Source organism: Streptomyces sp. SM10 (genome assembly GCF_002910915.1).
In the GTDB taxonomy this organism is placed as follows: Bacteria; Actinomycetota; Actinomycetes; order Streptomycetales; family Streptomycetaceae; genus Streptomyces.
In genome coordinates this window covers 33,811-50,792 of the sequence record NZ_NEUF01000160.1, presented here as the reverse complement: position 1 = coordinate 50,792, position 16,982 = coordinate 33,811, and the positions used below count along the sequence as shown (strand labels likewise).

Sequence of the window (16,982 nt, the reverse complement as noted above, 5' to 3'; positions counted from 1 at the left end):
TCCGGTACGCAAATCTCGGAACGATCGGTTCAAGATAGCGCCGTTCCGTGCGGGAGGCGAGTATCTTGGGCCTCTGTGGCTGGGAAGGGTGGGTGAGCATGCCTGATGTCAAGCACTTCGATCCGGACGCGGTCCTCGAAGCTGTGGTGAGGATCTTCTGGAGGCAGGGCGTCACCGGCACGGGAATCCAGGACGTGGTCGACGTGACCGGCTTGAGCCGGTCCAGCCTGTATGCCACCTTCGGCGGCAAGCGTCGGCTCTACCTGGCAGCGCTGGAGCGGTACACCGAGCAGCGGTCCGCCCCGAGCCTCGAACGGCTCGCCGAGGACGAGCGGGGACTGCCGGGTGTCACCGACTTCTTCCTCTCCCTTGTCGATGCCCGGTGCTCCGGTGAGCACGCGCGGTGGGGCTGCATGATCTCCAATGCGCACGTCGGCGCCGAGAACGCTGATGCGGACATCCGTGCCGTTCTGGAGCGCCAGAACGACAAGCTCCGGAAAGCCATGCACGCGTCACTCGCCGTGGCGCGGTCGAAGGGACAGCTGAACCCGGGCGTCGACCTTGAGGCTTCAGCCGAGTTCCTGGCACTCCTGGCACACGGGGTCAACCTGCGCTCCCGATGCGGGGCGGACGCCTCGGAACTGCGCCAGGGCGTCACCGCGGCTGTCGCCGCGATCACTGCTCCGCACGGTGGAGCAGGGTGCTTGCGCGGGACATGAAAGCGACACGGTCGGGGGCCGTCGGCCTGGCCCAGAGGCCGGACGGCCAGTTCACCTTTGCGTCATGCCCTCAGCCCGCTCCGCCGAGCGGAATGCTGAGCCTCCTGCTCCAGTGGAGCAGCCCGGTGACCCCACCTGCGCACTCGGCCGAACTCCGCCCCGCACCGCCGTTTCGTCCGGCAGGCCGGAGGCAACGCGGTGGGCGGAGGTGAGCTCGGCGCGGGAGAGCTGTTCGGTCAGGCACGGTTGGACCAGGTCCAGGCGGCCCGCTGCGCCGATCAGCAGCGACCCTCCGCGGGGGACGGCCACCGGGCGCCCAGCCTCGTGCAGGGCGTAGGAGGGCGTGGTGCGGGGTGTGGCCCGGGGTGCGATCGCAGCCGGCCTCACCCGGCCGGTTACCTCGATCGCCGCCCTGGCCATCCTCGTCCAGCAGCAGGGACAGCACTGCCCGCCCAGGCCCACGCCCACGCGGCGGCGGGGGTTGACGATCCCGCTCCGTCGCCTTCTGCGATCACTGCCCAGGGGCGATCAGACGTGCTTCCTGAGTGCGCCGTCCTGCCCGACCCGTCTGACACGATCTACCCATGAGCCAGTACTCGGTGACCTTGGACAAGATCGCTTTCGACGACTGGCAGGACGTCCACTCATGGGCCGGCCTCGCCGAGGCTTGTCGTTTCCAGCCCTGGGGGCCGAACACCGAGGATCAGACGCGCCACTTCGTGAAGGCCGCGGTCGCGGCGTGGTCGGACGAACCTCGGCGGCGGTTCGCCCATGTGGCCCGCTGCGGAGGTGCCGTCGTCGGTATGGGCGAGCTGCATGTGCGTAGTCACACACGGCGGCAGGGTGAGATCTCCTACCTCGTGCATCCGCGGGTATGGGGCCGAGGCATCGGCACAGAAGTCGGGCGTTTGCTTCTCTCGCTCGGGTTCGACCAGTTGGGGCTTCACCGGATCCACGCCACCTGCGACCCCCGAAACCTTGGATCCTCCCGCGTGCTGGCAAAGCTCGGTATGACGTACGAGGGGCACCATCGACACACGGCATGGATCCGGGACGGCTGGCGGGACTCCCTGGTGTTCGGCATCCTCGAAGAGGAGTGGCGTGCGGGAACTCGGAACGGTGTCGACGCAGCTGGACCCTCACCGGACGGGCCCGGCGACCCGTCCACCGCGGTGGCCTTCGTGGACGAGGCGGCGCGCCGCAAGGGCGAAGGCTGACCAGGTCGGATGTGGTTCGTTCTGCCCGCGGGTCCGGACGCACCCCGGATTCCCGTGCGTAGATGCTCGGGTCATGCAGGGCCTTCTCTCTCCGGCCTTGACTCCCGGTACGTGATCCGAACCCGTAGGCGATGCCTGCTCCACTCGATCGCCACGCCACGGCCGCCGACCCTGGCCAGGACGAGCCCTGTTGTCATGGCGGTGCAGGCGGCCACGGCGCCGGCCGTCGCAAGGCCGACGCGAGGCCCGTACGTGTCGGTGATCCATCCGACGACCGGAGCGCCGACGGGGGCGCCTCCCAGAAGGACCATCATGTAGAGGGCCGTCACACGGCCCCGCATCGTGGAGTCGGTCGACGTCTGGATGGTGGTGTTCGTGCTGACGTTGACGACCATGGCGAACAGCCCCATGGGCAGCATGAGCAGAGCGAAGCTCCACAGGGACGGAGTGAGGGCGGCCACGATCTCCACGATGCCGAAAGCCAGCGCGGCCAGGAAGGGCAGTCTCAGTCCTGCAGTTCCGATCCTGGCGGCGAGCAGCGCACCGGCCAGGGAGCCGGCTGCCACCAGAGTGTTGAGGAGGCTGTAGGTACCGGCACCGGAGTGGAAGGCGTCGTCGGTGAAGGCGGAGAGATGGACTGGGAAGTTCAGGGCGAAGGTACCGACGAACCCGACCAGAACAATGGTCCACAGCAGCTCCGGGCGGTCGGCGACGTAGCGAAGTCCCTCGCGTAGTTGTCCCTTGCCTCGCGGGGCGCGCTCGACGGCGCGCAGTTCAGCCGTGCGCATCAGCAGCATGCAGGTCAGGGGTGCGACGAAGGAGAGGCCGTTGAGCAGGAACGCCCATCCGGTGCCGATGCCCGTGATCAGCAGTCCCGCCACGGCGGGACCGATGAGGCGGGCGGACTGGAAGTTCGCCGAGTTGAGGCCGACGGCGTTCCGTAGCTGATCCGGGCCGACCAGTTCGGAGAGGAAGGACTGGCGGGCAGGGTTGTCGAGAACGGTCGCGAGGCCGACTGCGAACGCGGCGGCGTAGACGTGCCCTACCTGGACTTGATCTGTCAGCGTGAAGGCGGCCAGGGCGAGAGCGGTGAGCGCCATGACTGTCTGGGTGAGGGCGAGTACGGGGCGCTTGCGCATGCGGTCGACGAGGACGCCGCCGTACAGTCCGAAGAGCAGCAGGGGCAGGAACTGCAGGGCGGTGGTGATGCCCACGGCGGTTGCGGAGCCGGTGAGGCTGAGCACGAGCCAGTCCTGGGCGATGCGCTGCATCCAGGTGCCGTTGTTGGAGACGACCTGGCCGAGGAAGAAGAGTCGGTAGTTCCTGACCTTCAGCGAGGAGAACAGGGATCCTCCGGAGAGGGGGGCTTCGGCAACGTCGCCGACGGCGGCTGCGGAAGAGGATTCGGCTCCTCGTCCCGTACTCAACTGGATCGCCTCCAGGGCTCGGCAGGGATGGCAGGCGTGTCGTGAGGGCAGGTCCCCGGGATCGGCTCCGCTGTGGATGTCTGGTCGGCCCCGGCCGGTCAGTGCGCTGTGGCAGTGGACCGGCCACCGCCGCTGTGGAGAGTGTTGTTCGCTACCAGCGATCCGTAGCCCAGGCGGCTCGGTTTCGAGCCCGTCGGGCGGTTCCCCGGGACTCCTGGTTCAGGGGTCCTCGTTCAACGTGTTCCGCCCTGGTGCGCGGGAGTCTTCACGGCGAGGGCAGCCGACGCGGCAGTCGAGTCACGGACGATGAGCCGGGGCCGGTGGAGCACGGAGTGCCCTGCCGAGTCAGCGGTGCTCTCCATGCCCTGTCTCAACTTGGTGAACGCGGTGGATGCCATCTCCTCCACCGGCTGCCGTACGGTGGTGAGCCCGGGCATCGCCATGCTCGCGAGCATGATGTCGTCGTAGCCCACGACCGAGATGTCACGGCCCACGGTCAGGCCAGCCTCCCTCACGCCCGCGATGACACCGAGGGCGCACATGTCGTTGATGGCGACGATCGCGGTCGGTGGATTGGCGGCCGCCAGGAGTTCGCGCGCTGCTGAGCGTCCCAGCTCAGCCGTGTCCCGGTCGTCGAAGTCCAGGGTGTCCGCTCCCGACCACACGATCCCGGCCTCCGGGGGCAGGCCGGCGGCTTCGATGGCCTGTTGGAACCCGCTGTAGCGTTCGGCCCGGTTGATGCTGCCGATCGACCCGGACACGAAGGCCAGCCTGCGGTGTCCGAGCCCCAGCAGATGCTCTGTGACCAGGCGCATTCCGAGCACGTTGTCCGTCCCGATGTTCACCACGCTGTGCGGGTCCCCGGGTTGGGCGGTGCGGTCGAAGGCCACCAGCCTGAGCCCCGCCTCGACAGTCGGCTTCACGTGGTCGAGCGACGGGAGTGAGGAGCACAGGACCACACCGCCGATGCCGTCGCCCCAGAGTTCCTCGACGTAGTGGCGCTCACGGTCTCGGTCACGCTCGCTGTTGCACAGGAGCATGTAAAAACCCTCGGCCAGGGCGGCGGCTTCGAGGTGACGTGCGAACGTGCCCCAGAACGGGTTGGCGACAGACGGCACGATGAGCCCGAGCATCTGGATCCGCCCGGTACGCAACTGCTGGGCGGCCCGGTTGGGTCGGTAGCCCAGACGCCGGATCGCCGTCTCGACCCGTGCCCTGGTCTCCGGGAGCATCTTGCCGGTGCGGCCGTTGAGCAAATTGGACACCGTGCTGGGTGAGACTCCCGCCTCCTGCGCCACCTGGTAAATCGTTGTTCCGGCCACAGCTGCCCCCGCTCTCCTTGAAAACCCATTGTTTCCACGATGTTGACATCAAGTATGGGTGTTCCTAGTCTCATGCATCGATGCACCAGTAAATCGGTGCACCGCGATCAACGCAAGTCTCACCCACCCAGTGCATGCTCTGCTGTCGGGAGTCAGTTATGCGTTCACATCCCTCTTCCCTGTCCAGACGAAGCCTGCTGGGTCTGGGCGCCGCGGCGGTTGCCGGCGCCGCACTGACCGCGTGCGGCGGGGCTGCCCCCGGCAAGTCGGGCGGTGGCAGTGCGTCGCTGCGCCTGCTCACGCCGATCTTCGACCGCGCGGACGGGCAGAAGCTCCTCACGTCCCTGCTTGCCGACTTCAAGAAGGACAACCCCGGCGTCAGCGTCCAGGTCGACTACACCGAGTACGGGAAGCTCAACGAGAAGCTGACCACCTCGATCGTGGGCGGTCAGCCCTACGACGTCATGCTCATGGGTGTCGGCTGGATACCGCCCTTCGCGGAGAAGGGGGTTCTGGCCGACCTGGAGACGACCGAGGACGAACTGGCCCGGCTGTACAACCCCCGTGTGACCCAGCCCGGTGTATACGACGGCAAGGTCTACGCCCGCCCGATCCTGCTCGACACCAGGATGGGCATCTACCGGAAGGACATCTTCGCCGAGGCGGGCATCGACGCACCGCCCAAGGACCTCACCGAGCTGAAGGAGATCGCGAAGGAGCTGACGGTCCGCAAGAACGGCAAGCTGACACGGGCCGGCGTCGACATCCTCAGCAACGACCTCCGACAGACCTACCTCCCTGTGATGTGGGCCCACGGAGCCGACCTGTTCGACGGCGGCAAGCCGGTCCTCGACTCCGACGAAGCCGTGGACGCCCTCCAGTGGATGGTGGACATCATCCGTACGGACAAGATCGAGGACTACGGGTTCACCCAGAAGGGGGCCGTCGTCGCTCCTCTCGTGCAGGGGCGGTCGGCCATGATGATCGGCCACAACGACATGTGGCGGCAGATCTCCGAGAGCGCGCCCGAGCTGATCGCCGAGGACAAGGTCGCCGGATTCATGCTGAACCAGCAGCGTCCCGCGCTCTTCCAGGGCGGCACGCTGGCCACCATGTCGGCGAAAACCAGCCACCCCGAGCAGGCCAAGAAGCTGGTGGAGTTCCTGTCCGGCGAGAAGGTGTCGCCCCAGGCGGCCGAGCAACGTGGGAACATCCCGGCTGTCCTCAGCGCGGCCGACTCCTCGTACGTGAAGAGCAACAAGCTCGTCTCCTTCGCCGTGGACAACCTCGACCACGCCTTCTCCGAGGGCGGGGTGCCGACCTGGCTCGAGATCCGTGAGGAGTTCAAGCCGGCGCTGGAAAGCGCCCTGCTCGGCAAGGCCACTCCCGCCGAGGCCCTCCACGGGCTTGCCGGGAAGGCCGAGGCGATCATCGCCAAGGGGGCCTGATGCCGACGTTCACAAGCTCGGCCGCCGATACCAGCAGGGACGGGCCGGTAGTGCATCGTTCCACCAAGCGTGCGGCGCCCTCCCGGAGCGGGCGCCCGCCCCGTGCGAAGAAGTTCGGTCACGACCGGCGCCGGGCGGCGGTGCTCATGCTCGCGCCTTCGGTCATTCACCTCGTCTGGTGGATCGGCATTCCCGTGGTCGCGACCTTCGCGCTGGCCTTCACCGACTACGACATCCTCGCCGGCACGGTCACGTTCAACGGCCTGGACAACTTCCAGGAGATCTTCAACGACGAGACGTGGAACGCCTCCATCTGGCACACGGTGGTGTTCACCTTCTTCACCGTGCCCGTCGCCATGGCCATCGCGGTGGTCCTGGCCATCCTGCTCAGCGTGAAGATGCGGGCCGCCGCCTGGTACCGCACCGCCGTCTTCATGCCGCATGTCACCGCTACGGTGGCGATCGCGCTCGTGTGGATGTGGATGTTCGAACCACGGCTCGGTGTGGTCAACACCATGCTCGGCTGGGCGGGCATCGACGGGCCGACCTGGCTCGCGGACCCGGACTGGGCACTCACCGCAGTGATCATCGTCAGCATCTGGAAGGGCATCGGCATCAAGATGCTCATCTACTTGGCCGCCCTGCAGGCGATGCCGGAGGACGTGTACGAGGCGGCCCGGATCGACGGAGCCTCGCAGATCCGGCAGTTCTTCTCCATCACGCTGCCCCTGCTGAAGCCGGCGACGTTCTTCGTGCTGGTGGTGTCGATCATCGACTCCTTCCAGGCGTTCGACCAGCTGTACGTGCTGACACCGGACGGCGGGCCCGGCAACTCGACCACGGTCATGACCTACGAGATCTACCGCACGGCGTTCAAGGAGTTCAACATGGGCGCGGCCTGCGCACAGAGCGTGGTGCTGTTCGCGTTCCTGCTGGTGCTGATGCTGATCAGCCGGCGTCTCACCGGAAAGGAAGACGATGTCCGCTGAGAAGCTCCTTCGGGGGGCCACGGCTCGCGGGACCCTGCTTGCGAACCGTCCGCTGCTCGCCCGCCGGTTGCGGAGGACGACCCTGCACCTGGTGCTCGTGGCGGTGTCGCTCGCGATGGTCGTCCCCTTCCTGTGGATGGTCATCACCTCGCTGAAGACCGATCCCGACCTGGCCTCTTATCCTCCCAACCTGCTTCCGCAGGTATGGGACTGGAGCAACTACTCCGAGGCGCTCGAATACGCCCCCTTCGGCACGTACTTCAGGAACAGCCTGCTCATCTCGCTCGGACACACGGCGCTCAACCTGGCCCTGGCGTCCATGGCGGGGTACGCCCTGGCCCGAGTGGCGTTCCGGGGTCGGACCGTGGTGTTCATGGGGGTGCTGGCCACCATGATGATTCCGACGTACACCAAGATCGTTCCGCAGTACCTGATAGCCAAGGGCATTCCGTTCTTCGGCGGGAACGACTATCTGGGGCGAGGCGGGCACGGCTGGCTCGACTCCTGGTGGGGTCTGATCGTCCCGGGTGCGCTGACGCCGTTCGCCATCTTCCTGTTCCGGCAGTTCTACCTCTCCCTGCCGCGTGAGCTGGAGGAGGCCGCCCGCATCGACGGCATGGGTGAGTTCGGTATCTACGCACGGGTGATGACGCCACTGGTCAAGCCGGCTATCGCCACCGTCGCACTGCTCACGTTCGAGAGCAGCTGGAACAACTTCCTCTGGCCGTTGATCATCACCAGCGACACCGACCTGCGCGTCATCCAGGTGGGTCTGTCCGCCTTCCAGCAGGCCGACCAGAACGCCTGGGCGTACCTGATGGCGGGCACGACGCTGGCCACCGTTCCGATGGTGGTGCTGTTCCTCTTCACCCAGCGCTACTTCGTCCAGGGGTTCGCCAACTCAGGCATCAAATAGCCCCGCCTCTTTCTTTTCGACATAACCATGGAGAATTCTCATGCCTTTTGATCTCACAGGTCGCCGAGCGCTCGTCACCGGTGCAGGCCACGGAATCGGCGCATCGGTCGCGCTCGGACTGGCAAGGGCCGGCGCGGACGTGATCGTTCATCACGGACACTCCGCCGATGCCGCCGAGAGGGTGGTGGCCGAGATCATCGCGATGGGCCGGAAGTCCGCATGTCTCGCCGCTGATGTCACCGACCCCGGCGAGGTCACGCGACTCGTCGACGAGAGCGTCGCTTTTCTCGGCGGACTCGACATCGTGGTGGCCAACGCGGGGCACCTCGTAGGCCGGGTTCCGGTCGCCGAGATGAGCGAAGAGCACTTCCACAGTGTGGTCGATGTCAATCTCTTCTCCGTCTTCCGCACGTGCCGGGCGGCACTGCCGTACCTGAAGGAGGCGGGCGCCTCGGGCCGCTTCGTGCTGATGGCCTCCCAGGCGGCCCACGACGGCGGCGGCCCCGGAGCCGCCGCCTACGCCGCGGCCAAGGCCGGAGTGATCGGCTTCGCCAAGGGGCTGGCCAAGGAGGTCGGAGGCACCGGCGTCACCGTCAACGCGCTCGCCCCCGGGTACATCGGCGGGACCACGTTCCATAACACGTTCACCTCGCCCGAGGCTCAGCAGGGCATCGTCGACAAGCTTCCCATCGGCCGTGGTGGCACGGTGGAGGACGTCGCCGGCGCGGCCGTCTACCTCGCCTCGGACGAGGCCGGGTACATCACCGGAGCCACCCTCGACATCGGCGGTGGTGTATGGCCGCGCTGACCATCACACGCGAGCGGGGCGGCTGGTGGCACGCCTACGTGTGCCCGTCACACGGTGTCGAGCTCGACCACGGCGATCTGCTCGGCGACCCCTTCCCGAGCACCGGAGCAGCGTGTCGGTACGGCTGCCGGGTGGACACGGAGGCGGTGCGCGGGGCGCGGACCGTACTGGCCCATCAAGCTGCCGCCCAGCGTCTGCGGCATCTCGCCTGTGGTGGCCCGGCCGAGCGCTCCGAGGCACTGCGGCTGCTCCTGGAGTACGCGGAGCTGTACGCAGGTCTTCCCAGCGCGCACCCGGGTGCGGCCGGCTGGATGCTGCACGGCCGGCTCTTCCACCAGGCCCTCACCGAAGCCATCTGGGCGGTGGCCGTCTCCCACGCCGTACGCACGCTCGCCGCACACGGGGGGATGCGCGCCGAGCTCGGCGCCCTGCTGCCCTTCCTCCGGTCACTCGGGGAGTCCGCCGGTGAGGCGCGGGCGGAGTTGCGGCACAAGGGGGAGAGCCGTTCCAACTACACGGCATGGCTCGCCGCCGCGGAGACCTGCTGCCGGTCGGCGGCGCTCGCCATCGAGGGCGTCGAACCCGACACCGTGAAACTCGCAGATCACTACGGCCTGTTCAAGCACATGCGCACGGCGATGCACGAGGACGGCTGGGAGTGGGAGGGCAGCACCTACTACCACCTGTTTGTCCTGCACGCGTATCTCCTCGCCCTGCGGGGCAGCAGCCCCGAGCGGCTGCCCGGCGACATCGCCGGAGTCCTGGGCGCGATGATCACGGCCCTGGCCGGCATCGCGACTCCCGCCGGCACCCTGCCGGCCCTGCACGACGGCCCGTACCGGCGGGAAGCGCAGTCCGCCGAGATCTGCGAAGTAGCTGCGCTGGCCGATCAGTTGTTCGCTGGCGCCCCCCTGGCCGCGGTGGCCGGAGCCGCGGCCCGGGACACTGCCACCGAGCTGCCCGCGGACCTCACAGGCTGGTTCAGCGGACCCTCGCTGCCCGCCCGCACCCTGAGGCTGTCCTTCCCGGACGCGGGATACTCGGTGTTCCGCTCGGCCGGAATCCACGCGCTGCTGGACGCCGGGCCGCACGGTGGGGGACACGGGCACCTGGACAAGCTGTCCCTCTACCTCTACGCGGACGACGGCACCGCCTGGCAGCCGGATCCGGGACAGGTCCCCTACGCACACCGGAGCTATCGGACGTACTACGCCGGCACGAAGGCCCACCCGACCTTCCGCGTCGACGATTCGGAGCAGGCGCCCTGCGACGCAGTCCTCGACGGCGACACCGGCAGATGCACCGGGGCCTACGACGGCGTGTCCGCCATCCGGCGGATCGTCACCGACCCGCGGTACCTCCTCGACATCCTCGTCCTCGAAGCCGACGACGAGCGACTGCTCACAGCCCAGCTACGCCCGGGAACCGATCTCCACGTCGTGGCCCAGGGCCCCGATCGTGCACGCACCGTCTGGGGCGACAGTGAGAGCGCGGTCATGACCGGGCAGCACGTGTCACGTCCGCCGGCCGACTTCACCGTCGTCGCGCACCCGGGCCCCGCCGACGACCCGGCGCGAACATGCCGGGGAGTCGACTGGGCGACCACCGGCAGGCACGCTGTGTTCGTCTCCGTCTACCAGTCCGCCGAAGCGACGCCACCCGTCCGCCGGGTGAGCCTGTCCGAACGAACCGTCCACATCGATCTGGCCGACGGAACCGTCGCCACCCACTCCATCGGAAGGTGAGTCCGCGCATGCTGCTTCTCGAAGGGCGACTCGAACTGCTCCGCAGTGAGCTGAACGGCGCGCGCGCCGCCCAGTGGCGCCGACTGTACGAACAGTGCGACTGGTACCGCCGACAGTCGCCGCCCACGGAGCATCCCGAGGCGAGCATCACCTACTTCGGGCCCGCCGCCGCCAACCTGGCACTCGCCTACCGGCTCACCGGGCAGCGAGGATATCTGGAGGAGGCGTGGCGCTGGATCTCGACCTGCGTCGCCTTCCCCCACTGGGGCCGGGCCCATATGCCCGACCACGACCTGGACGCGGGCTGGCTGCTGCACGGTCTCTCGCTCGCCTACTCCTGGCTGGGTGAGGACCTGGAGCCGGAACGCCGGGAGATCCTGCGGGCCAAACTGGAACTCCAGGGGGAGCGGCTCCACTCCTACGCCGAGGAGACCACCGGCAGCTGGTGGTCGAGCGCCTACTGGCAGAACCACAACTGGATCTGCTGGACCGGTATCGCCACCGCCGGCTACGCACTGGGACGTCCCGAGTGGACCAAAGCGGCCCGGGCGAATCTGGAGACGGTCCTGGGGATGCTCCCCGAGGACGGTTCGGACTCCGAAGGCGTCGTCTACTGGCGGTACGGCGTGCCCTGGCTCGCCATCCACACCGACCTGGTGCAGCAGCAGGAGGGGGCAGATCTCTGGTCGACGGGCGGGTTCCTGCGCAACACCACGCACTGGCGCCTGCACCAGAGCGCGCCGGGCTTCGAGGAGAACATCGACCACGGCGACTGCCATGACCGGCGCAGCGGCCACAGCGTCGCCCTCTACTACCGCCTGGCCTCCGCCTTCCAGGACGGTACGGCGCAGTGGCTGGGCGATCTGGTCGCGGAGCGTCACTTCTGGCGCGAGGCGTACGAGTCGGGTGTGCGCCCCGGTGTCATGCCCGAAGCCTTCCTCGAACTGCTCTGGTACGACCCGGAGGTGGTGCCCGTCGCCCCCGACCGGGAGCCCCTCACCGCGTACTTCCCGGACCTCGGGCAGATCACGGCGCGCACGGGCTGGGACAACGCCGCCACCTGCGTCAGCTTCAAGGCCGCGCCCGGCGGCGGCCACCGTGCCTGGGACGAGGGACACCGGCTGAAGGCCGCGGGCGGCTGGGACGCGATGAGCGCCGGCCACCACCACCCCGATGCCGGCGCCTTCGTCCTGCACTCGCACGGCGCCTTCCTCGCGGTGGACGAGGGGTACAGCAACCAGAAGCGCGCCGGGCACCACAACCTGATCCTGGTCGACGGCCAGGGGTGGGCGGACGAGGGCCGCTACCACGTGTACGAAGGCATACCGTACGAGCGCCGGGCGCGCGTACGGGACGTGCTCGCGGAGGGCGGGTTCGCCCATGCCACGTCGGAGTCCGCGGCGATGTTCTCCGAGGGGTTGGGGGTGCGGCGCATCGACCGTACGCTGGTGGTGACTCCGCGCGGGCGTGTCGTCATCCTCGACGAGCTCGAGGCCGACTCACCGCGCGAGTGGGCCTACCTGCTGCACACCGACTGGCCCACCACCCAGCTGGACCCGGACGGCTGGCGGCTGGAGTCGGGGCCCGGCAGCGCACGGCTCACCCGGCTCCTGCCCACGGACGCCGCGGCTGCCCAGGAGCGCACCGAGGTGGAGGCGAACCCCACCTCCAGTACTCCGAGCCTCAAGGTCAGCAAGACGATGCACACCCTGCGTCTCACGACCCCGAGGACCAGCACGGCCACGTTCCTGACCGTCCTCGACAGTGCAGGGTCGCTCGACCCGCATCCGGTCCGGGCAGTGCTCCTGCCCTCGGACCAGGGACACGCGGTGTCCGTCGGCGAGGGCGCCGAGAGCGAGCTCGTCCTCCTCGCCCCGAGCACGGGGGTCATCGAGACGGAGCGCGTACGCGCCGACGCGGCGGCGGTTCTCCTCTCCGGTACGCACCTCGCGGCCGTGGGGGCGCGCAGCGTCGAGCTCGACGGCAGTAGCAAGCTGCGGGCCGACCAGCCGTTCACGGGCCTTCTGAACATCTGACCGATCGGGAAGAGGGAGCACGCCATGAAGGGCTGGGAACGCGGTGCACTGCGGGCGATGGAGTTCGTCGCACAGCCGGCGCTGGCAGGCGCCGCGTTCTGCCTGCTGGCCCTGGGAGTCGTCACCTGGCTCCCGGCGCTGGCCGCCGCGGGAAGCGCGCTGCAGGACTGGCGCGGTGAAGGGGCCGGACGCCCCTTCACCGGAACGCTGCGCGCCTTCCCACGGCTCTGGCGCGCCTTGTGGAGAGAGAGCCTCTTCGCCACCGCCGTGCTCGTCGTCCTCACCCTGAACTGTCTCTTTCTCCTGGACACGGGAAGCGCGACGGGCCTGGTGCTGCTTCCCGTCCAGGTGGGGCTGATGGCCGCGGCGGCTGTGTACGCCCTGTCGCTGGCCGCCGTCAGCGCAGTCGGCGCGGACGCGGAACCTCGCCGCAGGGCGGCCGTCCTGGCCTTCGGTTCACCGAGGCGAACAGCCGCCCTGCTGCTGGTCCTCGTGCTCGCCCCGCTCGCCGTGCTGCCGATCCCCCTGGGGCCTCTGCTGCTCGGCCCCACCCTTCCCCTGCTCCTGGCCCTCTCCCTGCTCACACCCACGGATTCGAGGAGACCGGTATGAGACTCACCCGCTGCATCGCCGCTTCAGCCGCGTTAGGTGCCCTACTGGCGGCGGCGCCCGCCGCATCGGCGGGCGTGCCCAGGAGCGTCCACGACTACTACGTCTCTCCGCGCGGCAGCGACACGAACACCGGCACGCGGAGCTCGCCCTTCGCCGGCATCCAGCGGGCGCTGGACGCGGCGGGGCCGGGGTCGACGGTACATCTGGCCCCCGGCCGCTACCTCCAGGACTTCGTCAGCCGGAGTTCCGGCGTCACCGTCACCGGCCCCGCGTCCGCTGTCGTCCAGGGCTCCGGCACCGGCCGTGCCGTCGCCGAGATCCAGCACGACGACGTTCGTCTGACCGGCTTCACCGTCGACGGGCTCATCGGCGACCCCACGCAGAAGTCCGGCTACCGCAAGAAGCTCATATATGTCATGGGCACGACAGCCGGTGACGGGGTGGACGGTCTGCGCATCACCCGTATGAACCTCCGTAACGCGGGGGAGGAGTGTGTGCGGCTGCGCTACCTGATCACCGGCGCCGAGGTCGCCCACAACCGGATCACCGGCTGCGGGGTGTGGGACTTCCGCTTCGACGACGGCGGCAAGGTCGGCGAGGGCATCTACCTGGGGACGGCGCCCGAGCAGCAGGGCATGAACGGTGCGCCCGACGACCGGCCGGACGTCAGCCGTGACAACTGGATCCACCACAACCTGATCAACACCCAGGGCAACGAGTGCGTGGACATCAAGGAGAACTCCACCGCGAACCTGGTGGAACGCAACGACTGCACGGGCCAGCGCGACCCCAACTCGGCCGGCCTCGACGCGCGCGGCAGCGGCAACACCTTCCGGGCCAACCGCAGCCACGACAACGTCGGCGCCGGGGTCCGGGTAGGCGGCGACACCCCCGCTGACGGCACCCGCAACACCATCGAGGGCAACGTCCTCCTCTCCAACGCTGCGGGGGGCATCAAGTTCGAAGCCACCCCGCAGGGCCAGGTGTGCGGAAACACCCTGGTAGGCAACACCGGCGGCGACGCGACAGGAACCTACGGGAACGAGTACGTCCCGTCGCGCCCCTGCTGACCGCACCACACACGGCACCCGACACAACCAACCGTAAGGAAACAGCTGACATGCGTCTCACCCGCAAGCGCACGCTCACCACGGCCGGAGTGGCCGCACTCTCCGCTCTCGCGGCACTGACCGCCCCCATCGTCGCCTCCGGCACCGCGGCCGCGGCTGCCCCGTGCGACTACCCCGCCCAGAAGCTCGACCTCACCAACTGGAAGCAGACCCTGCCGACCGGGTCCTCCGGCTCGCCGACCGAGATCAAGCAGCCCGCTCTCGCGACGTACTCCTCGAACCCCTGGTTCATGGTGAACGCCGCGTGCACGGGGGTGCAGTTCCGCTCCGCGGTCAACGGCGTGACCACCTCCGGCTCCAGCTACGCGCGCTCCGAACTTCGGGAGATGGCGGACAACGGCACGGAGAACGCCTCCTGGTCGGCGAGCTCGGGCACCCACACCCTCACCTTCCGGGAGGCGTTCAACAAGCTCCCGAGCACCAAGCCGCACGTCGTCGGCGCACAGATCCACGACTCGGACGACGACGTCACGGTCTTCCGCCTGGAGGACACCAGCCTGTACATCACCAAGGGTGACGACACGCACTACAAGCTCGTCACCAGCAACTACAAGCTGAACACGGTCTACGAGGGCAAGTTCGTCGTCAGCGGCGGCAAGATCAAGGTGTACTACAACGGCGTCCTCCAGACGACCATCGCGCACACGGCGTCCGGCAACTACTTCAAGGCCGGCGCCTACACCCAGGCCAACTGCGACAACTCCTCGCCGTGCAGCAGCTCCAACTACGGACAGGTGAGTGTCTACGCCCTGAAGGTCACCCACTCCTGACGCAAGGGGTGCCGGGCCTCGGAGTGGGAGGCCCGGCACCTCGCAGCACGGTACAACGAGCGGCGCGGATCTCCGCCCCACAAGCCACCGGTGCGCGTGGTGAGGGGCACCGTGGACCGGGGTCCGCGCCGCGCATTCGCACCTCACCGATACAGGTCATCGACTGCAACCTCATCGTCACCCGGCCTCCGCCGGCCGGCGTGACCACAGCCCTCACGCGCAAGCACCGCAGGCCGTCCCATCAGCACCGGGACGGCCTTCTTGTCCAGCGCCGGGTTGCTCGACATCGCATGCCCGTCTCTACCGTGCGGAGAAACCACGTGAACAGATCAAAGCTCAGCACCCACGCCGCGATCGCCGTCGCGGCCCTCACGATCACGGCCCTCACCGCCGCAGCACCCGCTCTCGCATCCAACGCCGACGCGTCATCGCTCACCCCGAGCACGACCTCGACCCCACAGGCCAACGCCACCATCGTCAACGTCTCGTCGTCGACGCAGCTGGCCACCGCGATGGCCAAGGCCGTGGCCGGTCAAACGATCGTCCTCGCCAACGGCTCCTACTCCATCGGCAAGCTCGACGCCAAGAACGGCACCTCCAGCGCACCCATCACGATCATGGCCGCCCAACAGGGCAAGGCGATCATCACCGGAGGGCAGCTCGAGGTTCTCAAGTCGTCGTACGTGACGTTCTCCGGGCTGAAGTGGACGAACAGCAACACGTTGAAGATCAGCAGTTCGCACCACGTTCGGTTAACTCGCAACCACTTCCGGCTCACCGAGTCGAGCTCGTTGAAGTGGATCATCATCCAGGGAGCCAACAGCCACCACAACCGGATCGATCACAACCTGTTCGAGGAGAAGCACCAGCTCGGCAACTTCATCACCATCGACGGGTCCTCGACCCAGCAGTCGCAGTACGACCTGATCGACTACAACCACTTCCGCGACATCGGTCCGCGTGCCACCAACGAGATGGAGGCGATCCGGGTCGGCTGGAGTGCGATCTCCCAGTCGGACGGGTTCACCACGGTCGAGAACAACCTCTTCGAGGACTGCGACGGCGACCCCGAGATCATCTCCGTGAAGAGCAACGCCAACGCCGTCCGGTACAACACCTTCCGGACATCACAGGGCGCCGTGTCCCTGCGCCATGGCAACGGCAGTCAGGTCCACGGCAACTTCTTCTTCGGGGGCGGCAAGGCCGGCACCGGCGGTGTCCGGGTCTACGGCCAGGACCACAAGATCTACAACAACCACTTCGAAGGGCTGACCGGCAGCGGCTACGACGCGGCGCTGCAACTCGACGGCGGGGACGTCGACACCTCGGGCGCGCTCTCCTCGCACTGGCGGGTGTACCGGGCCACGGCGGTGCACAACACCTTCGTCAACAACGTCTCGAACATCGAGATCGGCGCCAACTACAGTCTCGCCCCGGTCGACAGCCTGGTCGCCGACAACATCGTCGTCGGTTCTTCCGGCAAGCTCTTCAACGAGCTGAAGACGCCCAAGAACATGACGTACGCGGGCAACATCGGCTGGCCGACCGGTTCCGCCACCATCGGGGTCACCACGGGCGTCCGGACCGTGAACCCGCTCCTGGCCAAGCAGGGTGAGGTGTACCGCCTCGGCACCGGTAGCCCCGCGGTGAACGCCGCGTCGGGTAACTACGGTTTCCTCACCGAGGACATGGACGGTCAGTCACGCAGTGCAACGGCCGATGTCGGAGCGGACGAACTGTCCACCGGCACCGTGGTCCACAAGCCGCTCAACTCCGCCGACGTCGGGATCGGCGCTCCCTGACAGGGCCGGAACAGCGCTGCCCGCCGCACCACGAGGTGTGG

14 protein-coding genes and 1 pseudogene are annotated in these 16,982 nt (G+C 68.1%); 12 read left to right on the top strand and 3 right to left on the bottom strand.

The window, feature by feature from the left end; translation table 11 throughout:
- Positions 1-98: 98 nt before the first annotated feature.
- Positions 99-719, top strand: a complete 621-nt coding sequence (locus B9S57_RS25795) for a TetR/AcrR family transcriptional regulator (protein ID WP_103759614.1) — start codon at positions 99-101, stop codon at positions 717-719.
- A gap of 162 nt (positions 720-881) precedes the next feature.
- On the opposite strand, the pseudogene B9S57_RS35820 reads toward B9S57_RS25795, so the two are convergent.
- A pseudogene (locus tag B9S57_RS35820) lies at positions 882-1,086 on the bottom strand (MBL fold metallo-hydrolase); the annotation flags it as partial.
- Between the two features lie 217 nt (positions 1,087-1,303).
- Here B9S57_RS35820 and B9S57_RS25785 point away from each other — a divergent pair.
- Positions 1,304-1,936, top strand: coding sequence for a GNAT family N-acetyltransferase (locus B9S57_RS25785; RefSeq protein ID WP_103759613.1), 633 nt, complete (start codon positions 1,304-1,306; stop codon positions 1,934-1,936).
- Positions 1,937-2,007: 71 nt separating this feature from the next.
- On the opposite strand, the gene B9S57_RS25780 is transcribed toward B9S57_RS25785, so the two are convergent.
- A complete protein-coding gene (locus B9S57_RS25780; RefSeq protein ID WP_258036598.1) occupies positions 2,008-3,363 on the bottom strand; it encodes an MFS transporter in 1,356 nt (451 codons plus the stop codon).
- Positions 3,364-3,596: 233 nt separating this feature from the next.
- On the bottom strand, positions 3,597-4,685 hold the full coding sequence (locus B9S57_RS25775; protein ID WP_103759612.1) for a LacI family DNA-binding transcriptional regulator: 1,089 nt from the start codon (positions 4,683-4,685) through the stop codon (positions 3,597-3,599).
- Between the two features lie 158 nt (positions 4,686-4,843).
- On the opposite strand from B9S57_RS25775, the gene B9S57_RS25770 reads away from it, so the two are divergent.
- The 10 genes from B9S57_RS25770 to B9S57_RS25725 all read left to right on the top strand — a co-directional run bounded on the left by B9S57_RS25770 (position 4,844) and on the right by B9S57_RS25725 (position 16,941).
- Positions 4,844-6,133, top strand: a complete 1,290-nt coding sequence (locus B9S57_RS25770; protein WP_103759611.1) for an ABC transporter substrate-binding protein — start codon at positions 4,844-4,846, stop codon at positions 6,131-6,133.
- A 50-nt stretch (positions 6,134-6,183) separates the two neighbouring features.
- On the top strand, positions 6,184-7,122 hold the full coding sequence (locus B9S57_RS25765; protein WP_258036597.1) for a carbohydrate ABC transporter permease: 939 nt from the start codon (positions 6,184-6,186) through the stop codon (positions 7,120-7,122).
- Complete coding sequence (locus B9S57_RS25760) at positions 7,112-8,038, top strand: carbohydrate ABC transporter permease (protein ID WP_181011468.1); 927 nt, start codon at positions 7,112-7,114, stop codon at positions 8,036-8,038. The genes B9S57_RS25765 and B9S57_RS25760 overlap by 11 nt, the downstream gene beginning before the upstream one ends.
- Before the next feature lie 40 nt (positions 8,039-8,078).
- Positions 8,079-8,846 (top strand): SDR family NAD(P)-dependent oxidoreductase, encoded by a 768-nt coding sequence (locus tag B9S57_RS25755; RefSeq protein ID WP_103759609.1) that lies wholly within the window; start codon positions 8,079-8,081, stop codon positions 8,844-8,846.
- A complete protein-coding gene (locus tag B9S57_RS25750) occupies positions 8,834-10,591 on the top strand; it encodes a heparinase II/III family protein (protein WP_103759608.1) in 1,758 nt (585 codons plus the stop codon). Before B9S57_RS25755 ends, B9S57_RS25750 begins: the two co-directional genes overlap by 13 nt.
- Positions 10,592-10,599: 8 nt before the next feature.
- Positions 10,600-12,627, top strand: coding sequence for a heparinase II/III family protein (locus B9S57_RS25745; protein WP_103759607.1), 2,028 nt, complete (start codon positions 10,600-10,602; stop codon positions 12,625-12,627).
- A gap of 24 nt (positions 12,628-12,651) precedes the next feature.
- On the top strand, positions 12,652-13,239 hold the full coding sequence (locus B9S57_RS25740) for a hypothetical protein (protein ID WP_103759606.1): 588 nt from the start codon (positions 12,652-12,654) through the stop codon (positions 13,237-13,239).
- The gene (locus tag B9S57_RS25735; protein WP_103759605.1) at positions 13,236-14,309 is read left to right on the top strand and encodes a DUF1565 domain-containing protein; all 1,074 of its coding nucleotides are present in this window, start codon (positions 13,236-13,238) and stop codon (positions 14,307-14,309) included. The genes B9S57_RS25740 and B9S57_RS25735 overlap by 4 nt, the downstream gene beginning before the upstream one ends.
- A 50-nt stretch (positions 14,310-14,359) precedes the next feature.
- Positions 14,360-15,139 (top strand): polysaccharide lyase family 7 protein, encoded by a 780-nt coding sequence (locus tag B9S57_RS25730; RefSeq protein WP_103759604.1) that lies wholly within the window; start codon positions 14,360-14,362, stop codon positions 15,137-15,139.
- 320 nt (positions 15,140-15,459) lie between these two features.
- A complete protein-coding gene (locus B9S57_RS25725; RefSeq protein WP_103759603.1) occupies positions 15,460-16,941 on the top strand; it encodes a polysaccharide lyase 6 family protein in 1,482 nt (493 codons plus the stop codon).
- The last annotated feature ends 41 nt before the right edge of the window (positions 16,942-16,982 follow it).

Coding starts and splice junctions, on each gene's coding strand:
- B9S57_RS25795 (WP_103759614.1), top strand. CDS start 99: ATGCCTGATGTCAAGCACTTCGATCCGGACGCGGTCCTCGAAGCTGTG.
- B9S57_RS25785 (WP_103759613.1), top strand. CDS start 1,304: ATGAGCCAGTACTCGGTGACCTTGGACAAGATCGCTTTCGACGACTGG.
- B9S57_RS25770 (WP_103759611.1), top strand. CDS start 4,844: ATGCGTTCACATCCCTCTTCCCTGTCCAGACGAAGCCTGCTGGGTCTG.
- B9S57_RS25760 (WP_181011468.1), top strand. CDS start 7,112: ATGTCCGCTGAGAAGCTCCTTCGGGGGGCCACGGCTCGCGGGACCCTG.
- B9S57_RS25755 (WP_103759609.1), top strand. CDS start 8,079: ATGCCTTTTGATCTCACAGGTCGCCGAGCGCTCGTCACCGGTGCAGGC.
- B9S57_RS25750 (WP_103759608.1), top strand. CDS start 8,834: ATGGCCGCGCTGACCATCACACGCGAGCGGGGCGGCTGGTGGCACGCC.
- B9S57_RS25745 (WP_103759607.1), top strand. CDS start 10,600: ATGCTGCTTCTCGAAGGGCGACTCGAACTGCTCCGCAGTGAGCTGAAC.
- B9S57_RS25740 (WP_103759606.1), top strand. CDS start 12,652: ATGAAGGGCTGGGAACGCGGTGCACTGCGGGCGATGGAGTTCGTCGCA.
- B9S57_RS25735 (WP_103759605.1), top strand. CDS start 13,236: ATGAGACTCACCCGCTGCATCGCCGCTTCAGCCGCGTTAGGTGCCCTA.
- B9S57_RS25730 (WP_103759604.1), top strand. CDS start 14,360: ATGCGTCTCACCCGCAAGCGCACGCTCACCACGGCCGGAGTGGCCGCA.